At 52.3% G+C, this 16298-nt stretch carries 15 protein-coding genes; 5 read left to right on the top strand and 10 right to left on the bottom strand.

Going from position 1 to position 16298, the window contains the following annotated elements; translation table 11 throughout:
• Positions 1-34: 34 nt before the first annotated feature.
• The 3 genes from glyS to ACN0IC_RS11555 form a co-directional block, all read right to left on the bottom strand.
• A complete protein-coding gene (glyS, locus tag ACN0IC_RS11545; protein ID WP_416878934.1) occupies positions 35-2332 on the bottom strand; it encodes a glycine--tRNA ligase subunit beta in 2298 nt (765 codons plus the stop codon).
• A complete protein-coding gene (locus tag ACN0IC_RS11550; RefSeq protein WP_416878935.1) occupies positions 2332-3252 on the bottom strand; it encodes a glycine--tRNA ligase subunit alpha in 921 nt (306 codons plus the stop codon). The genes glyS and ACN0IC_RS11550 overlap by 1 nt, the downstream gene beginning before the upstream one ends.
• Positions 3253-3474: 222 nt before the next feature.
• Positions 3475-3690: a DUF2007 domain-containing protein gene (locus ACN0IC_RS11555; protein ID WP_416878936.1), complete on the bottom strand. Its 216-nt coding sequence runs from the start codon at positions 3688-3690 to the stop codon at positions 3475-3477.
• A 104-nt stretch (positions 3691-3794) separates the two neighbouring features.
• Here ACN0IC_RS11555 and ACN0IC_RS11560 point away from each other — a divergent pair, with 104 nt between their 5' ends.
• Positions 3795-4811 (top strand): polyprenyl synthetase family protein, encoded by a 1017-nt coding sequence (locus ACN0IC_RS11560; RefSeq protein WP_416878937.1) that lies wholly within the window; start codon positions 3795-3797, stop codon positions 4809-4811.
• Here ACN0IC_RS11560 and ACN0IC_RS11565 read toward each other — a convergent pair.
• The 4 genes from ACN0IC_RS11565 to ACN0IC_RS11580 are packed head-to-tail and all read right to left on the bottom strand — an operon-like array spanning position 4804 to position 10152.
• Positions 4804-5859: a glycosyltransferase family 4 protein gene (locus tag ACN0IC_RS11565; RefSeq protein WP_416878938.1), complete on the bottom strand. Its 1056-nt coding sequence runs from the start codon at positions 5857-5859 to the stop codon at positions 4804-4806. The genes ACN0IC_RS11560 and ACN0IC_RS11565 overlap by 8 nt on opposite strands.
• Positions 5852-6697 (bottom strand): 4-(cytidine 5'-diphospho)-2-C-methyl-D-erythritol kinase, encoded by an 846-nt coding sequence (locus tag ACN0IC_RS11570; protein WP_416878939.1) that lies wholly within the window; start codon positions 6695-6697, stop codon positions 5852-5854. The genes ACN0IC_RS11565 and ACN0IC_RS11570 overlap by 8 nt, the downstream gene beginning before the upstream one ends.
• 8 nt (positions 6698-6705) lie before the next feature.
• Positions 6706-8433, bottom strand: coding sequence for a tetratricopeptide repeat protein (locus ACN0IC_RS11575; RefSeq protein WP_416878940.1), 1728 nt, complete (start codon positions 8431-8433; stop codon positions 6706-6708).
• A gap of 33 nt (positions 8434-8466) precedes the next feature.
• Positions 8467-10152, bottom strand: a complete 1686-nt coding sequence (locus ACN0IC_RS11580) for an electron transfer flavoprotein-ubiquinone oxidoreductase (RefSeq protein WP_416878941.1) — start codon at positions 10150-10152, stop codon at positions 8467-8469.
• Between the two features lie 203 nt (positions 10153-10355).
• On the opposite strand from ACN0IC_RS11580, the gene rimK reads away from it, so the two are divergent.
• From rimK to bla, 3 genes are read left to right on the top strand one after another with little or no spacing between them, the layout of a single operon-like run.
• Complete coding sequence (gene rimK, locus ACN0IC_RS11585; protein ID WP_416878942.1) at positions 10356-11720, top strand: 30S ribosomal protein S6--L-glutamate ligase; 1365 nt, start codon at positions 10356-10358, stop codon at positions 11718-11720.
• A gap of 11 nt (positions 11721-11731) precedes the next feature.
• Positions 11732-12490, top strand: coding sequence for a uracil-DNA glycosylase (locus ACN0IC_RS11590; protein ID WP_416878943.1), 759 nt, complete (start codon positions 11732-11734; stop codon positions 12488-12490).
• 27 nt (positions 12491-12517) lie between these two features.
• A complete protein-coding gene (gene bla, locus ACN0IC_RS11595) occupies positions 12518-13339 on the top strand; it encodes a subclass B1 metallo-beta-lactamase (RefSeq protein WP_416878944.1) in 822 nt (273 codons plus the stop codon).
• On the opposite strand, the gene ACN0IC_RS11600 is transcribed toward bla, so the two are convergent.
• The 3 genes from ACN0IC_RS11600 to ACN0IC_RS11610 form a co-directional block, all read right to left on the bottom strand.
• On the bottom strand, positions 13299-13889 hold the full coding sequence (locus ACN0IC_RS11600; RefSeq protein ID WP_416878945.1) for a TIGR04282 family arsenosugar biosynthesis glycosyltransferase: 591 nt from the start codon (positions 13887-13889) through the stop codon (positions 13299-13301). The genes bla and ACN0IC_RS11600 overlap by 41 nt on opposite strands.
• Positions 13882-14562, bottom strand: a complete 681-nt coding sequence (locus ACN0IC_RS11605; protein WP_416878946.1) for a glycosyltransferase — start codon at positions 14560-14562, stop codon at positions 13882-13884. The genes ACN0IC_RS11600 and ACN0IC_RS11605 overlap by 8 nt, the downstream gene beginning before the upstream one ends.
• Before the next feature lie 143 nt (positions 14563-14705).
• The gene (locus ACN0IC_RS11610) at positions 14706-15227 is read right to left on the bottom strand and encodes a hypothetical protein (RefSeq protein WP_416878947.1); all 522 of its coding nucleotides are present in this window, start codon (positions 15225-15227) and stop codon (positions 14706-14708) included.
• A 132-nt stretch (positions 15228-15359) separates the two neighbouring features.
• Between ACN0IC_RS11610 and ACN0IC_RS11615 the strand changes: the two genes are divergently transcribed.
• The gene (locus ACN0IC_RS11615; RefSeq protein WP_416878948.1) at positions 15360-16016 is read left to right on the top strand and encodes a ribonuclease HII; all 657 of its coding nucleotides are present in this window, start codon (positions 15360-15362) and stop codon (positions 16014-16016) included.
• The last annotated feature ends 282 nt before the right edge of the window (positions 16017-16298 follow it).

Raw genomic sequence — 16298 nt, forward strand, 5'->3', positions numbered from 1 at the left:
GTTCCCTGCGGGCCCTGGAATGACAGGATAAATGCTACCCATTAATCGCTTCAAAATCAGCAATCTGGCGCGCCGTATCACGAATTAAACCCAAAAGTCGAAGATTGTTTTCTTTGACAGCGCTGTCAGATGAAATAACCTGCACTTCGGTGAAAAAGGCGTCAATTGGAGCGCGTAATTCTGCTAAAGACAGCATCGCTTTTTCGAAATTCTCGCCTTCGAGAGCGGATGAAATTTCCGTAGATGCGGTCTGGAGCGCATCGAACAATGCCGCGCCATGTTTGTCATCAGGGCGATTCGGTAAACCTTCCGGTAGATCGCCCTTCTTCGCTTCCGCTTTGAGGATATTCGCCGCCCGTTTATATCCGGCCAAGAGGTCCTCGCCCTCTTTCGTGTCGAGGAAGGATTGAAGTGCCTTCACGCGGTTGACGATGGCCACGAGGTCGTCTTCCCCCAAAGCAAACACCGCATCAATGAGGTCATGGCGAATGCCTTGATCGCGGAGATAGACTTTCAAACGGTCAGCGATGAAGTTTAGCAAACTTGTCGCAACCTGTTTTACCTGATCAATCCCGCGAGAACTTACCCAATGTTCAATCTGTTGATTATGGCTTTCAGAAAGCTCTTCAAGGCTTTCGACGAAGATATCGGAACTGATGAGTCCCTCTTGGCGAACAGATTTTAAATTTTCATACCGTTCGGCTGAGCCTGCCTCTACTGCGGCCTTAACCGCCATGGAAAAGGAACGAGTCATTGCCCACCCCATAGAAAACCGAACATTATTCTCTATTAGCGTTCGTACAAAACCAAGAGCAGATCGTCTCAACGCAAATGGGTCTTTCGAACCAGTCGGCATTTCATTAATGATCCAAAAGCTCGATAAATTATACAGCTTATCCGCGAGGGCCACAGCCACGGCGACGGGATTGGCTGGCACCTCGTCACTCGGCCCTTTTGGTTTGTAATGATCTTCGATGGCCACAGCGATGTCCGGATCGCCGCCTTCGCGTTCATACATCAGGCGACCGATTTGACCTTCGAGCGAGGTGAACTCGATGACCATCTGTGTGACCAAATCATTCTTGGCGAGCTTGGCCGCGGCTTCTGCCTTGTCGGGATCGGCCCCGACCTTGGGCGCGAGCTCACGCGCAAGCGCCGCCACCCGCTCGGCCTTATCCTTGATAGTGCCGAGCTTCTTGTGAAACACAACCGTGTCGAGTTTGTCGTAATAGTCTGCAAGCGATTTTTTCGCGTCCTCGGATTGGAAAAATTTCGCATCGGCGAGCCGCGCAGAGAGCACGCGAGAGTTGCCCGCCGCAATCGCTTTGCCGCCATCGGGCGCGTCCTGATTGGCGACCACAATAAAGTTTGGCGCCAACTCTCCAGTCTTTGGATTTCTGACCGCAAAGTATTTTTGGTGTGTCCGCATGGACAGGCGAATAACCTCGCCGGGCAGCTCCAAAAAGCTCGGGTCCATATCGCCGAGAATGACCACAGGCCATTCGGCCAGACCCGCGACTTCCGAAAGAAGGCCTTCATCCTCGACCAGTTCTAAGCCCTTTTCCGCGCAAGCTTTCCGCGCCTGGTTAATAATTAATTCCTTACGATTATCATGGGAAAGAACTACACGACCTTCGCCTTCGAGTAATTTAACATACGATTCGAAGTTATTGATTTTAAAAGGCCCCTTGCCATGCTTTCTGTGGCCTTCGGTCATGTCCCCTACTTTGACACCTGAAAAGTGTTTGTCCGGAAAACCTTGGCTAAACCCATCGACCACTACTCCATCTATAAGGCAAATCATTGACTTAATTGGCCTGACCCAACGGCTAGTGGACACACCGGACTTCATGGATTTTGGCCAAGGGAAATTTAGAACAATGTTGGGAACTAAAGTTCGTAAAATATTTATCAGAAGAGGGGCAGCTAATTTCCGAGTAGCTAAATAACTCACACCTTTGTTGTCTTCATGAAGCCTAATTTCATGACCTGTTTCTAGTCTCGTGACCAACATCAAATCTGGTTTCATGTTTTTTAAAAGTGATAAGGATTTGTCATTTGTATCACCTAGACCACGTAAAAAGCCCTGAATCGCTTTATCAGCTGAACCGATCTTTGGCCCTCTACGTTCTTCTGTTTTAGGCTCTCCCTGATTAGGAACATCGGCAACAAAAACTAATCTTCTCGGACCAGAAAATGACTTTGCCTTTGTAACTGTTAAGCCAGCTTCAGTAAGACCGTCCGTCATCATTTTGGAAAAATCTTCCGCCGCGCGAACCTGCATCCGCGCCGGAATTTCTTCGGAGAATATTTCGAGAAGTAGCTCAGCCATTATTGCCACGCCCGGTCAGCGACCGCCTCTTCACTTTGAACATGAGCCTCTGCGCAGCCCTTGGCCAGATCGCGAACGCGTTTGATATATTCCTGTCTCTGGGTCGGCGAGACCACACCTCTGGCATCCAGAAGGTTGAACAGATGAGACGCTTTTAGCGCGTGCTCATAAGCCGGTAGAGGAAGCGGTTTTTCGAGCGCTAAAAGATGCTTGCATTCCGCCTCCGCCATCTTGAATTTCTCCAAGATTTTATCCGTATCGGCATGCTCGAAATTATAGGTCGATTGCTGGACTTCGTTCTGATGAAAAACATCGCCGTAAAGCACTTCCGGCGTGCCATTTTTTTTATTCGCCTCGGTAAAAACGAGATCGTAAACATTTTCGACGCCCTGCACATACATGGCGAGGCGCTCCAGTCCGTAAGTCAATTCGCCGGACACTTTTTCGACATCCATGCCGCCGACCTGCTGGAAATAGGTATATTGGCTGACTTCCATCCCGTCGCACCAGACTTCCCAGCCAAGGCCCCAGGCCCCGACCGTCGGGTTTTCCCAATCATCCTCGACAAAGCGTATATCGTGCAAATCGCGGTTGATGCCTATGGCGTCGAGAGAGCCGAGATAAAGCTCCTGAAAATTGGCCGGGTTCGGCTTCATGATGACCTGGAACTGGTAATAGTGCTGCAAGCGGTTTGGATTGTCGCCATATCGGCCATCGGCCGGACGGCGCGACGGCTGGACATAGGCCACATTCCACGGCTTTGGGCCGAGAGACCGCAACACAGTCGCCGGGTGCAACGTGCCGGCGCCGACTTCGGTATCAAAAGGCTGAAGTATCACGCAGCCCTGCTTCGCCCAATAATTTTGAAGCGTCAGGATAAGCCCCTGAAAAGAGAGCGTTTGAGCAGATTTATCGGACATAACGAAGCCAGTTTAATTTTTGCGAGACACTATTCATGCGCGGTTGAATTTCAACCCTTTAACGCTATTCGAACCAATTGCTGATACACAAAGTCACATGAGACTTATAAATTCCATAAAATCTGCTCTCATGGCCCTGTTTGAGGGGGTAACGCCTCGGAGAAACAATTGGCCGATAGAGAGTTTTGAAGACTGGACGCTCGAATAGCCGATCCTTCGGATCTATTGAAGGTCGCTCTCCAGCCCCGCGAGGGTTAGCGCGCGTCTTGCGGCTTCCACATCTTCTTTAATGACCATTAGTCGTTTGGGAATCATGATTCCCGGTTCAATGATGGACATATTCTGATCCATCACAAAGCATTCGATGGTGGCTTCTTTCAAAACCGCTTCGGCAAAACTGATAGTCGCCGGATTATTCGTTTTTATAATGGCTATCATTTCTGTGCTTTCTTCTGCAAAGCTGCCATGTGCGGCACTAAAACCCTTGTGAGTAGCGCTAGCGCAGACTACATATAACGCCAAACAAAAAAGGCCGTATACGTGTGAGTGCACCCGCCACAGTTCGAAAAACACCCTCAGCCAAATCCCCGGCGGAAACGCTCTGGGACTTGGCGCGTGAGGATATGGCCGCCGTTGACGCTCTGATTCTGGATCGGATGCAAAGCCCTGTGGGTCTCATCCCCAATCTGGCGCAGCATTTGGTCGGCGCGGGCGGAAAGCGGCTGAGGCCGCTTCTGACCGTCTCAACGGCCGCCATGCTCGGCTATAAAGGCACAAGCCACCATAAATTGGCAGCCGCCGTTGAATTTATCCATTCCGCCACGCTTTTACATGATGATGTCGTGGATGAGAGCTCGCTCCGGCGCGGCAAAAAACCCGCCAACCTCATTTGGGGCAATAGCGCGTCTATTTTGGTGGGGGACTTCCTATTTGCCCGGGCTTTCAACCTGATGGTCGAAACGGATTCTATGGAAGCTTTGGGTATTTTGTCCAACGCCTCTTCCGTCATTGCCGAAGGCGAAGTGCATCAGCTTGCCGCCTTGCGGAACCTAAAAATGACCGAGGCTGACTATATGTCGGTTATCAAAGCCAAGACGGCCGCCCTCTTCGCCGCCGCCACTGAAGTTGCCCCCGTTATCGCCGAACGCCCAGACGCAGAGCGGGCCGCGCTGCGGGATTACGGCCTAAAACTGGGTCTTGCCTTTCAACTGGTCGATGACGCTCTGGATTATGGCGGGCTTGAAAGCGCGCTCGGTAAATCTGTCGGAGATGATTTCCGCGAAGGGAAAATGACGCTGCCGGTAATTCGCGCCCTGCAAACAGCTTCTGAGGAAGAACGCGCTTTCTGGCGCCGGGTCATTGTCGATCACGACCAGAAACCTGTCGATCTGGAAACGGCTGTCTCTTACCTTCGCTCCGCCGGTGCCTTGCAAAGCACAATGGAAATGGCGAAGCAATTTTCTGTGGACGCGCGAGAGGCGTTGATGGTCTTCGAGCCTTCCCCTTGGAGGGACACATTGGCGGATCTCGCCGATTATGTCGTGGAGCGAATTAGCTAATTCGCGGAAGAAGTCGGCTGGCAATCACGTAGAGAACCGACACAGCAGCAATATTGATTGCAAAAAACACGGGCGACGAAATACGTCCGGACTGCACGGCAAAGATGGATATATTGGCAAAGACCAGCCCTAAAATGCTGTAAATCCATGTCACCTGCAGATGCGAAACCCCTTTTGTGATCAGCCGCTGATAAATGTGATCACGATGCGCGGTTAACAAGTTCTGTTTGCGCTTCGCTCGGGAAGCCAGCGTCAGTAAAACATCTGCCAACAGAGGCAGAATTAAAAGCGGCCCCAAGAATAAGAGCCCTCCGCCAACGGATATATTTGCAATTGAGAGGCTCGCGAGCGCAAAGACAAATCCTGCCAGCAAGGACCCCGTGTCGCCGAGAAAGATCGCCGCTATACGCCTTTGATTATAGGGTAAGAAACCAAGAAATCCGGCAATCAAAACGCCGCATAGAAAGACGGACAAAACCGAGCCGCTACTCAGTCCTATCACTGCCAAGACAAAAGACGCGATAACCAGTATATTGGTGACCAAGCCATTGGCTCCATCCATAAAGTTGACGGCATTGACGACGACGAAAACCCAGAGCGTGGCGCCGAGAAATCCGATGATAGAGGGGATGGCGACTGAGCCTCCTTCCAACGGGAATGCCAGCAGGAACCCCACCGAATAGGCCCCCGCCCCGGATAAAATAACCATAATCCCGAATTTGAGTTTTGCAGATAAGTGAAAAATGTCATCGCACAACCCCAACAGCCCCATGGCGAACACCAGAGATAGTATTTGAGGAAAGTTAGCCGGAAAATACGGCAGTAAAAATGAATGCATCAGCGCCAAAGCCAGGGCGCAGATACCGTAAGCGGCAACAAGTCCTACGCCCCCTGCGGTTGGAGTCACGCCTCGATGATTGCTTCTGGCGTTGGGCGTATCTCCCAAACCGGCCAGAACCATAAACCCCGTAACCGCAAGGCTGGTAAAAAGGCCCAGACCGGCCATATTTATAAATGGCCAAAGATGAGCCCACATCATATCACTCATATGTGTCCCCTAACTGGCAGGCTTTAACCCACCATTTGGGGTTAGCTTTTTTAATTGCGCTGGCGGCTGCTTTAGCTGCCGCTTTGGTTTCAAAAAGACCGAAACAACTCGCGCCGCTTCCGCTCATTCGGGCGAGCTGACATGTGTCTTGCATTTCAATTTCAGACAGCACCCGACCTATAACGGGCGCGTTTTCAATCGCCACGGCTTGCAAATCATTCTGCCCCGCCAAAGCTCTTTCTAAAAGGCTGCCCTGCGTGGCATTTTGCTCAGGCTCGGTTTCCCGTCCCACGGAATCAAAGGCTTTGAATATTGCCCCTGTCGAGACCTCTATCAGAGGATTGACAATAATCGCCGGAATCTGCCCCAAATCTAAAACAGGTGTCACGTCTTCTCCAATACCCCGCATAAAGGCCGTCCGCGACCTCCTGCAGACAGGCACGTCAGCGCCGACACTCACATCATTTACGCGTTGGTCCGGGTCAAAGCGCCTCAGCACAGAGGCGGCATTCGCGCTCCCCCCGCCAAGACCGGCAGAGACAGGTATGTTTTTCTTCAACCGCACTTTTTGCGGCGGAGCGTCTGTAAGCCTCAGCGCCTTCAGAATCAGATTATCGGAATTGGCTTCCAGCCCCTCGGCGAAACGCCCGGATATCTCCAGCCCTACCGCCTTCGCAGCCTCGAAACTAAGTTCATCGCCAAAATCCGCAAAGACGACGAGACTATCAACAGGGTGATATCCTTTACGCTCGCCTTGCGAAATCAACCTGCCGACATGAAGGGTCAGATTGACTTTAGCCCGTGCAATTTCCGTGATTATACCGTCTTCGGCAACCATAAGCCGAATTAGGGCGCCGCATCCGCAGAGCTGAGTCCGGATTTTAATTTCTTCTCGATGGTCTCACGTTCTTCGTCTGTGGGTTCATATAAAAGAGCGCGTTCCCATTGATATCCGGCTTCGCGATATCGGCCCAATTTCCAGTACACGTCCCCCAAATGGTCAACGATCGTGGCGGAGGACGGAGACAACTGAACCGCTTTTTCAAGCTGCGTTTTTGCTTCCTGATATTGCCCAAGCTTATAATGAGCCCACCCCAAACTATCAATGATCGCCCCGCTTTGAGGCTCTAGTTCGACGGCCTTATTGATCATCTCGAAGGCTCTCTCAAGGTTTTCGCCCCGGTCCACCCAGGTATATCCAAGATAATTTAGTGCATCCGCGTTTTCAGGCTCGATTTCCAAAACGCGCAGGAAGTCAGCCTCGGCTTTTTGCCACTGCTTTAGGCGTTCGTTAATAATGCCTCTGAAGTAGAGAGGCTGTGTGTTTTTTTTGACCTCACCCTCGCTCATGGACTCAATTATAGCAGTATAAATCGGAAGCGCGTCGTCATATTTTTCCCGGATCAAGCGGGCCCGCCCCAGAGCTTCGCGCGTAACGAAGGTTTCGTGCTTATCATTGACGTCTTCCAGGACCTTAAGGGCCTTGTCATCCTCCTCGTCATCAAAATAGAGATTGGCTTCGGACAGGCGCGCGGAAATAACATATGGAGATTCCTCGGGGAAGCTCTTGTAAATCTTCATCGCTTCGTCAGATCGCTCCGTATTTTCCAACAAACTGGCCAGCCAAAGTTGAGCCTTTTCGTTTTCCGGATCCACATGCAGCGCCAGTCTGAGATAAACTTCCGCTGCATCCGGCGCTCTGTTTCGTAGGAAGAATTCATAGGCCGGATCTGTAAGCGCGCGAGACAGCTGAGCGTTTGAACCCAGCGGCTCATCAATTTTTTGTCCCTCACGCAGAGCTTTTGTATAGGTTTTCAATGGACCGCTTTCGAGCCCCGTCTCGTCTATATAGGTCTCAAGTCTCTCCAGAGCTTTTTTCCTCTGACCGCTATTGGCCAGAAAACGCGCCGTAGCGAGAGCCGTTTCAACGGTTGACTGACTTGTGTCCTTCAATTCTTCAAACGCCTCATTTGCGGCAGACCTATTGCCTTCCAAAGCTTCGAGATTCGCAATTTGCAACTTTGCCAACTCGCCAAAATAGGGCCGAGAGGCCTGCTGTTTGAACGCCGTGCGGGCGTCTTCTTCATTGCCCAACTCATACTCATTCCAGCCATTCGTAAACGCCATCACAATTCCCATTGTTATATCGGCGCTATTCGGATCGAGATATGTCTTTGCGGTTAAATTTTTACCGCGGCTAAAGGCATCTATGGCGAGTATGGCCTGCGCCATGCTCTCAGTATCGTCAACGGCATGAACTTTCGCCGCCAATTCACTGGCTTTGTTAAAATCACCTGCTGTCAACGCCGAGGTAATTGCGCGGCGTCCAATGCTCACATTGGTGGGGTCGGCTTTGAAAGCGCGCGTATAAAATTTCTCGCGAGCTTCAGAATCTTCAAGAAAATTAGCGTAAGTTCCGGCCAGATAGTCGCCTAAAAGCGATGCATCTTCGGGCTCATTCATGAACGACATTTCTTCAGCCGCTTGCGCGCCGCTGGCCGCCCATACGCTCATTATCGCGAGGGCGGAAACGGAAACGGCTTTGAAAGGCCGATATAATTCTGAAAGTGTCATCAATGTCTGCTTTGCCGTAATGATTAGATCAAACTACATATTTGAGTAATTCGGACCGCCCCCGCCTTCGGGGACTGTCCAAACAATATTCTTGCTCGGGTCTTTCAAATCGCATGTTTTGCAGTGAATACAGTTCTGCGCGTTAATTTGGAACCTTGGATTGGATCCGTCATCATCGCGAACAACTTCATAAACGCCTGCCGGGCAGTAACGCTGGGCGGGTTCATCATAGACCGGAAGATTGACATCAATCGGGATTGAAGAATCAATTAGCTTGAGATGTCCCGGCTCATCCTCGCGGTGGTTTGTCGCCGTGAAGCTTACATTTGTGAGACGATCAAATGTCAGAACGCCGTCAGGTTTCGGATAGTCAATCGGCTTGTGCTTGTCTTTAGGCTCGGTAGAGAGCGCATCATCCTTGGCATGTTTCAGCGTTCCAAAAATATTGAATTTCGCGATTGTGGCCGCCCACATATCCATCCCGCCTAAAATCATCCCGCCCAGGAAAGGACCGAACTTGGCATTAAGAGGCGCAACATTGCGAACCGGCCTCAAATCGTCACCGATCAAGCCATTGTGTAATTCATCGTCGTAATCGACGAGTTCGTCTCCCTGACGGCCCGTTTGGAGCGCGTTATAGGCGGCATCAGCGGCCGCGATGCCGGAGAGCATCGCATTGTGATTACCCTTAATCCGAGGAAGATTTACGAGCCCTGCCGTACAGCCCAATAACGCGCCGCCCGGAAAGCAGACTTTAGGAACAGACTGAATTCCGCCTTTTGTGACCACACGTCCCCCGTAAGAGACTCGCTTGCCGCCCTTTAAAAGCTCAGCAATATCCGGATGGGTCTTCCACTTCTGGAACTCTGCATAAGGATAAAGATAGGGGTTTTTATAATTGAGATCGACAATCAGACCCAAGAAAACCTGGTTATTCTCTGCATGGTACAAAAAGGATCCGCCGCCCTGCTTCATGCCCAATGGCCACCCTGCGGAATGAACCACAGTTCCTACGGAATGTTTTTCAGGATCAATGTCCCAAATCTCTTTCATTCCAAGACCGAATTTTGGAGGCTGGCAATCGGCGTCCAGGCCGTATTTGGCTATGGCCTTCTGAGATAATGACCCTCGCGCTCCCTCTGACAGGAACACATATTTACCGTGAAGCTCCATCCCGGGTTCATATCCAGCCCCTTCGGAGCCGTCTTTTTGTTTACCGAACTCGCCGGCCACTACGCCTTTCAATGAGCCGTCCTCACGGTAAACCAGTTCAGAACATGACATACCCGGAAAAATTTCAACGCCTAAACCTTCTGCCTGCTCTGCCATCCATCGGCAGGTGCTGGCCATGGAAACGATATAATTTCCGTCATTATGCATTAGAGGCGGCATCAGGAAATTCGGCAGACGAAATGACCCTGCCGGACCGAATATGTAAAGTTTGTCTTCTTTAACTTTTGTTTTAACCGGGCATCCGCTCATGGTTTCAAAATCCGGGAAAAGTTTTTTCAATCCGACCGGATCAAGAACCGCGCCGGAAAGAATATGTGCGCCGACTTCCGAACCTTTTTCCAAAACCACGACAGAGAGATCCGCGTCCAATTGCTTCAGCCGTATAGCCGCAGAGAGACCCGCGGGGCCCGCTCCGACGATGACCACATCATATTCCATGCTCTCTCGTTGAACGTTTTCTTTTTTTTCGGACGCCGTTTCTGACATTTTATGTTTTCCCTTTACTCATAACAGGTCTGAAACCTTTAAGTCTCATCGATAGTTCCTTAAAGGGATTAGAGAGTATTCACCCGCGGGACAAGGACGCGTCTCGTCACAGACAAAATAAAATCAGGCCTCGCAGGCCTCAATATTAAAATCAGGAGAGTATCATTCCCTCAACAGATGACAAAAAACCGATCAATCTCCTTTTGGGTTGGGAAGAATGGGTAGGACTCCCGGATTTATCTCTCCCGGCCATCAAGGCTAAAGTCGATACTGGCGCGCGCACGTCTGCGCTTCACGCCGTTGCGATCGAACCTTTCGGTACCGAAGCCAAACCTCAGGTGCGTTTTATCATGCATCCGGATCCCTCTGATCCTAGTGTAGAAGTGGTCTGTTCTGCAAAGGTCATTGATCGGCGCAATGTAACGAGTTCCAACGGCTCTACCGAACTGCGTTATGTCATTCGGTCCACGGTCCATATTGGCGGCAAAAAATGGCCCGTTGATATTTCGCTGACAAATCGCGAAACGATGGGCTATCGGATGTTACTGGGCCGATCTGCCTTGGTCGACGAGGTCAGTGTCTCCCCTAGCCTAAGCTTTCAACAGCCTCAACTCTCCTTCTCGGTATATAAAAAACCTCAAGGCCGAAAAGCCATACCGCGGCGACCCCTTCGAATTGGGATACTCACTCAGGAGCCGAAAAATTATTCAAACCGCCGTATGATAGAAGCCGGGGAAGTCCGTGGTCACGTTGTGGACTGCATTGAAACGTCGCGTTGCTACATGGCCATTAACGCCCATAAACCCGAGGTTTATTATGACGGCGCGCCTCTGCCGCGTTATGACGCCATCATTCCGCGAATTGGCTCGAGAATGACATTTTACGGCATGGCCGTTGTGCGGCAGTTTGAAAGCATGGGCGTGTATTGCCTAAACAAAAGCAGTTCGATCGGGAATTCCCGCGACAAACTTCTCGCCCATCAGGTTCTGGCTCAGCACGGCCTTGGCATGCCGACGACAGCCTTCGCCAAGAGCTCGCGCGATACCAAAGGCATTATAGACCTGGTTGGGGGGTCTCCCGTTGTGGTCAAATTGCTGGAATCCACCCAGGGTAAAGGCGTGGTCTTGGCAGAAACCCGCAAAGCCGCTTCTGCTCTTGTAGATGCCTTCCGGGGTCTGAATGCGCATTTCCTCGTTCAGGAATTTGTCAAGGAAGCGAACGGCTCAGACCTTCGTTGCTTCGTGGTGGACGGTAAAGTCGTCGGCGCCATGATGCGCACGGCACAAGCGGGCGAATTCCGCTCGAATGTTCATCAGGGCGGAACTGTGAAACGCGTCAAGCTCAAGCGCGAAGAAACCCGCATGGCGATTAAGGCGGCCAAGATACTAAAACTGAATGTCGCCGGCGTTGACATTCTTCGCTCCGATACAGGTCCGAAAATTCTCGAAGTCAATTCCTCACCGGGGCTTGAAGGCATTGAAAACGCTACAAAAGGCGATATCGCCGGTGATATTATTCAGTGCATCGAAAATAACGTTCGCACTGTTTTCAGAACCCGTGGAAAATAAGGCGGCCCTGAATGGATAAGGCGCTGCGTTCTCTAGTGGATTGGTATGCCAAGGTCGGCGTGGATGTCCCTGAACTGGTGCCTTCGGCTGCCCCTCGTAAAAAGAGAGCGGCTGCAGCGCCGTCTCAGCCTAAGACCACGACAAAGCCCACCCGCCCCAAGGCGCAGGATGATCGTCCATTGCCCAATGCGGCCGTCGTGGTCAAAGCCACCAAAACCTTGGAGGACCTCCGCGTCGCGGTGCAGACATTTGACGCCGGAACTTTATCGGACGGAGCGCGGCAGGCCGTATTTTCGAGAGGAAATCCAGACGCGGATCTGATGATTATTGGCGAAGCTCCGGGACGGGACGAAGATATTCAAGGCAAGCCTTTTATTGGCCGCTCCGGACAGCTTCTTGATCATATGCTCGCCGCTATTGGTCTGACAGAAGACAATTTCTACATCACCAATATTGTGAATTGGCGGCCTCCGAAAAACCGTAATCCAAAGCCGGAAGAGATTGAGATGTGCCGCCCGTTTCTGGAACGGCATATCGAACTCGTCCAGCCTAAAGTCCTTTTACTGGTAGGGGGAGTTTCCATGACGGCCCTGACGGGCGAGACGGGCATTATGAAAAGCCATGGACAATGGCAGGACATAGATATTGGGGGCAGCGTTCTGCCTGCCATGCCTCTTTATCATCCGGCCTTTCTGCTGCGCCAGCCCGCCTTGAAAAAAGAGGCCTGGCGAGACTTGCTGAGCTTGCGAGCTAAACTTGAGACGTTATAAAACGTCCGAATTTTACCAGGATCTAATATGCGTTTTGCTGTCTGTTTTCTTTCTGCCTCTCTTCTCGCTTTGAGCGCCTGTGAAGGGACCCAGCCAAACGCGGAAGAAACGCGTCCCGCCGAAAGCTCTCTCACCGATTTGCAAAAGGCTTTTCCGGTGACGCTTTCGAAAATTGCTGAGAATGTTTGGGTTCACACGTCAACTTACACCATTCCCGGACACTCGCCCATTCCCGTCAATGGCCTCGTCATCGTTGAGGGCGACGACGTGATATTGGCGGACGCGGTTTGGGGCGAATTGGCGACTCTTTCCTTACTCGAAACGGTGGAGGACGAAGTCGGCAAACCTGTCACCAAACTTATCACGACCCATCACCATGCCGACCGAGTCATGGGCGTCGATGCCGCCGAATGGAAAGGTATTGAGGTCTTTACCCATCCCGATACGCCCGCTCTGGCCGCAAGGAATGGCTGGCCCGTTCCCAACACGTCCGTAGCGGCATTGAAACAGCCAAAGTCCCGCACCAAGGTCGGGAATATTGAAATCGCCTATCCCGGCCCGGGACATGCTTCCGACAACCTGATTGTCTATATCCCATCCGCCAATATCCTCTATGGGGGCTGCGCTGTTCGCGGGGCGGAGAGCAAATCCCTTGGCAATGTCTCGGATGCCAACCTCAAGACCTGGGCCGAAAGTTTGGCTTGGGTCAAAGCCACCTATCCCGAGGCAGACCTCGTCGTTCCGGGCCACGGCAAGGGCGCCGACCTTCGCCTGATTGACCACACGATGAATATGCTCGCGAGCGAGATCAATTCCCGAAACGCGGAGCCAGGCGGCGATACGCCCTAAGGTCTTCAATTTCATCAATATCATTTAGAGTGCGCAGGGTTTTGACGCGGCCCTCTATATTTTCGATGACATCCTCCAAAGTATGTTCAGTTGACCAAGCCACATTGTCAAAGACGTCCCCGGCCAGCGGGCCATTGGCGCCGATAAGCCAGAAGCCGCCATCCTTGGCCGGCCCGAACACGACTTCGCAGGATTTGAGAGCTTTCAAAGCCTTGGCAATGTCCTGCACCCTTATTTGAGGCGAATCCGTTCCAATAACAATTGTCGGGCCTTTGCGCGCAAAACAGGCAGCCAGTCGCGGGGAGAGCGATCCGGAAACTTGCGGTACCTGCGCGTAGCCGTCCCAGTCCGGAACCCGTCCAATAGCCCGCTCGGGCGTGACAGCCAGAACGGTTTTCCAACGCGGGTCTTTCACCCGGCGCAAGACGCGCGACACCATCATCCGGTACAGGCGCTTGGCGTGGACGATACCCGTATGCGCCGCCAGACGGGTTTTGGTGCGGCCGAAAACCGGCGCCTTCGCAAAAACAAACAGAACGGGTTTAGTCATTATAATATCGCTGCATGAGCCGGGAAACGGGCTCGCCGCGTTGAAACCCCCGCATTAACTGAAAATTTCGCCAGCCCCGTTTCCACCAGCCCTGCGCTTCATAGGCGCTGGTATCTGTGACGACAAAAGCGCCGAGAGGTCTGATATTTGAGCGGCCAAAGCGCGATTTCAGTCGGTTCATGATGTCAACATCTTCAAATAGAGGGAGATCGGAATATCCGCCTATCGCCTCATAACCTCTCGCACTAATCAACAATCCTTGATCGCCATAAGGCAGTTTCCACGCCCAGCACCGAAGAGACACTAAAACCCGCTGCAGCCAAGGCCAGAATCCATCCCCCTGGCGTCCATACCGGAAATAGCCAACGCTCTCGGGATAGGCCTTTATGTGATGGTCGACCTCTGCCCGCCAGTTCGGGGACAGCTTGGCATCCGCATGGAGAAATAAGAGCCAGTCGCTCCCCCGCAGCCTTGCCAATTTTGCGCCGCGCGCCAATTGCGGCCCCCGGCCCGCGCTCCCGAAACAAAGCGCCGCATTAGCCTTTATTGCCAAGTCCAATGTGGCATCTTCAGATCCACCATCACTGACAATGACCTTGTTCCCGTCCAAACGCGGTAGAGTCTCTCTCAGAGACGTCTCTGCATTCCGGGTCGGTATGATGAGAGTTAGCATTTGAGGGTCATTAAGAATGAGGAGGAGAAGATCAATCGTAAATCAAGCTAAGTCATAAAAAAACGGCCACCTAATGATGGCCGTTTCAATAGGGTTGAAAACCCGTGTGACTAGTCTTCGTCTGTATATTCGTCTGTCGCGTCTTAATACGCGTCAGCCTCTTCCTCAAGGTTTTCAGCCTTGGTCTCGGCCGCGTCTTCCATCGCGTCGCTCTGGCCTTCGGCCAGTTCCTGATCGGCCTCGCTCATATTTTCGGCAGCCTCTTCCAGAGACTCACCTGCCTCATCAGCGATTTCTTCCATCGCATCGCCTGTATTATCTGCCGCGTCTTCCACAGCGTCACCGGTTTCTTCGATCATTTCATCCGAATTATCGACATCCCCCATCATGGCCGGGGCAGATGTCAGCGTAACCTTGCAAAATGCGCCGTCGCTGATTTCTTCGCCGTTACACTCTTTGACGCCCAGTTGCTGGCCGTCATAAATCTCGTCCATATATTCAGCCGGACGAACCGCCACAACGCAAACCGTGGCGCCCTTGACGGTAAAGACCTGGCCGCCTTCATATTCGCAATCGGCTTTGGAACCGATAGCGGAGGCGGAGGCCGCAGACAGAGCCGCAAAGGTCAGGCCAAGGGCAGTCGCGCCGAAACGAAAATTAGTCATGGAAAACTCCTTAGTAAATCTTTAACGGTCTATATCAGACCTTTTCATATCTCAAAAGGTTATATTCTGACTAACTCCGCTTTCCGTCAGGACGTTCCGAACAAAAAGCAAGCCCGATCAAAAAACCTTTTCATGCCAAAAACCACCCCAGATTATTTATTAGAGTCCCAATTTTCAGGCCCCGTCTGCGGTGTGGATGAAGCCGGGCGCGGGCCTTTGGCAGGCCCGGTTGTCGCATCGGCGGTCATCCTGACACCTGAATCCGTTCCAAGCGGCTTGAATGACAGTAAGGTTTTGTCGCAATCACAACGTGAACTCCTGCTGAACGAAATGCTGGGCCGAGATGACATTTTCGTAAGCCTGGGCATTGCCGAACCTGAAGAAATTGACCGCTTAAACATCCTGCACGCCTCGATGATCGCCATGCGCCGCGCCGTGGACGGGTTAGATATGAGGCCCGAAATGGCACTGATTGACGGCAACCGCCTGCCGCCGGACATGCCCTGCCCGGCCCAGGCTATCATTAAAGGCGACGCCAGGAGCCTTTCCATTGCCGCCGCCTCAATCGCGGCGAAAGTTGTCCGCGACCGTTTGATGGTCGAAGCCGATACCCGGTTCCCCGGATACGGCCTCGCAGGCCATAAGGGCTACCCCACCAAAGCGCATAAAGCCGCCTTGCAAGACTTAGGGGCCAGCCCGATCCATAGGCGGAGTTTTAAACCTGTGGCGGAGGCCCTCTGCCAAGGTTCAAGCAAAGCGTCGCAGACGGCCATAAAAAAGACGAAATAAACGATATAAAAAAGCTTGGGGCAGGCGCTTCCTCCCACTGCCCATCTGGGGGTCAGCTTTGGCGTTCGTCCTTGAATAAGGTGGACTGCCCGCGGGGTCGGTATCCTTGCCGGAGACCGAATGAATATACTGTTTCGCAAGGGACAAACCCCGCGGCAGCGATTGGAACCGGAGCGGCCTCTTACATGGCTCCCACAGTCGCGCCGGGACGAAGCCGTTTACAGCTCCTGGACGCGGTAGGCAGGCTAACCCACTCTCGGTGGCCCGGCACAGTTCACCCTG

The organism is Litorimonas sp. (genome assembly GCA_029936425.1).
In the GTDB taxonomy this organism is placed as follows: domain Bacteria; phylum Pseudomonadota; class Alphaproteobacteria; order Caulobacterales; family Maricaulaceae; genus Litorimonas.

Coding starts and splice junctions, on each gene's coding strand:
- glyS (WP_416878934.1), bottom strand. CDS start 2,332: ATGGCTGAGCTACTTCTCGAAATATTCTCCGAAGAAATTCCGGCGCGG.
- ACN0IC_RS11550 (WP_416878935.1), bottom strand. CDS start 3,252: ATGTCCGATAAATCTGCTCAAACGCTCTCTTTTCAGGGGCTTATCCTG.
- ACN0IC_RS11555 (WP_416878936.1), bottom strand. CDS start 3,690: ATGATAGCCATTATAAAAACGAATAATCCGGCGACTATCAGTTTTGCC.
- ACN0IC_RS11565 (WP_416878938.1), bottom strand. CDS start 5,859: ATGAGTGATATGATGTGGGCTCATCTTTGGCCATTTATAAATATGGCC.
- ACN0IC_RS11570 (WP_416878939.1), bottom strand. CDS start 6,697: ATGGTTGCCGAAGACGGTATAATCACGGAAATTGCACGGGCTAAAGTC.
- ACN0IC_RS11575 (WP_416878940.1), bottom strand. CDS start 8,433: ATGACACTTTCAGAATTATATCGGCCTTTCAAAGCCGTTTCCGTTTCC.
- ACN0IC_RS11580 (WP_416878941.1), bottom strand. CDS start 10,152: ATGTCAGAAACGGCGTCCGAAAAAAAAGAAAACGTTCAACGAGAGAGC.
- ACN0IC_RS11590 (WP_416878943.1), top strand. CDS start 11,732: ATGGATAAGGCGCTGCGTTCTCTAGTGGATTGGTATGCCAAGGTCGGC.
- bla (WP_416878944.1), top strand. CDS start 12,518: ATGCGTTTTGCTGTCTGTTTTCTTTCTGCCTCTCTTCTCGCTTTGAGC.
- ACN0IC_RS11600 (WP_416878945.1), bottom strand. CDS start 13,889: ATGACTAAACCCGTTCTGTTTGTTTTTGCGAAGGCGCCGGTTTTCGGC.
- ACN0IC_RS11605 (WP_416878946.1), bottom strand. CDS start 14,562: ATGCTAACTCTCATCATACCGACCCGGAATGCAGAGACGTCTCTGAGA.
- ACN0IC_RS11610 (WP_416878947.1), bottom strand. CDS start 15,227: ATGACTAATTTTCGTTTCGGCGCGACTGCCCTTGGCCTGACCTTTGCG.
- ACN0IC_RS11615 (WP_416878948.1), top strand. CDS start 15,360: ATGCCAAAAACCACCCCAGATTATTTATTAGAGTCCCAATTTTCAGGC.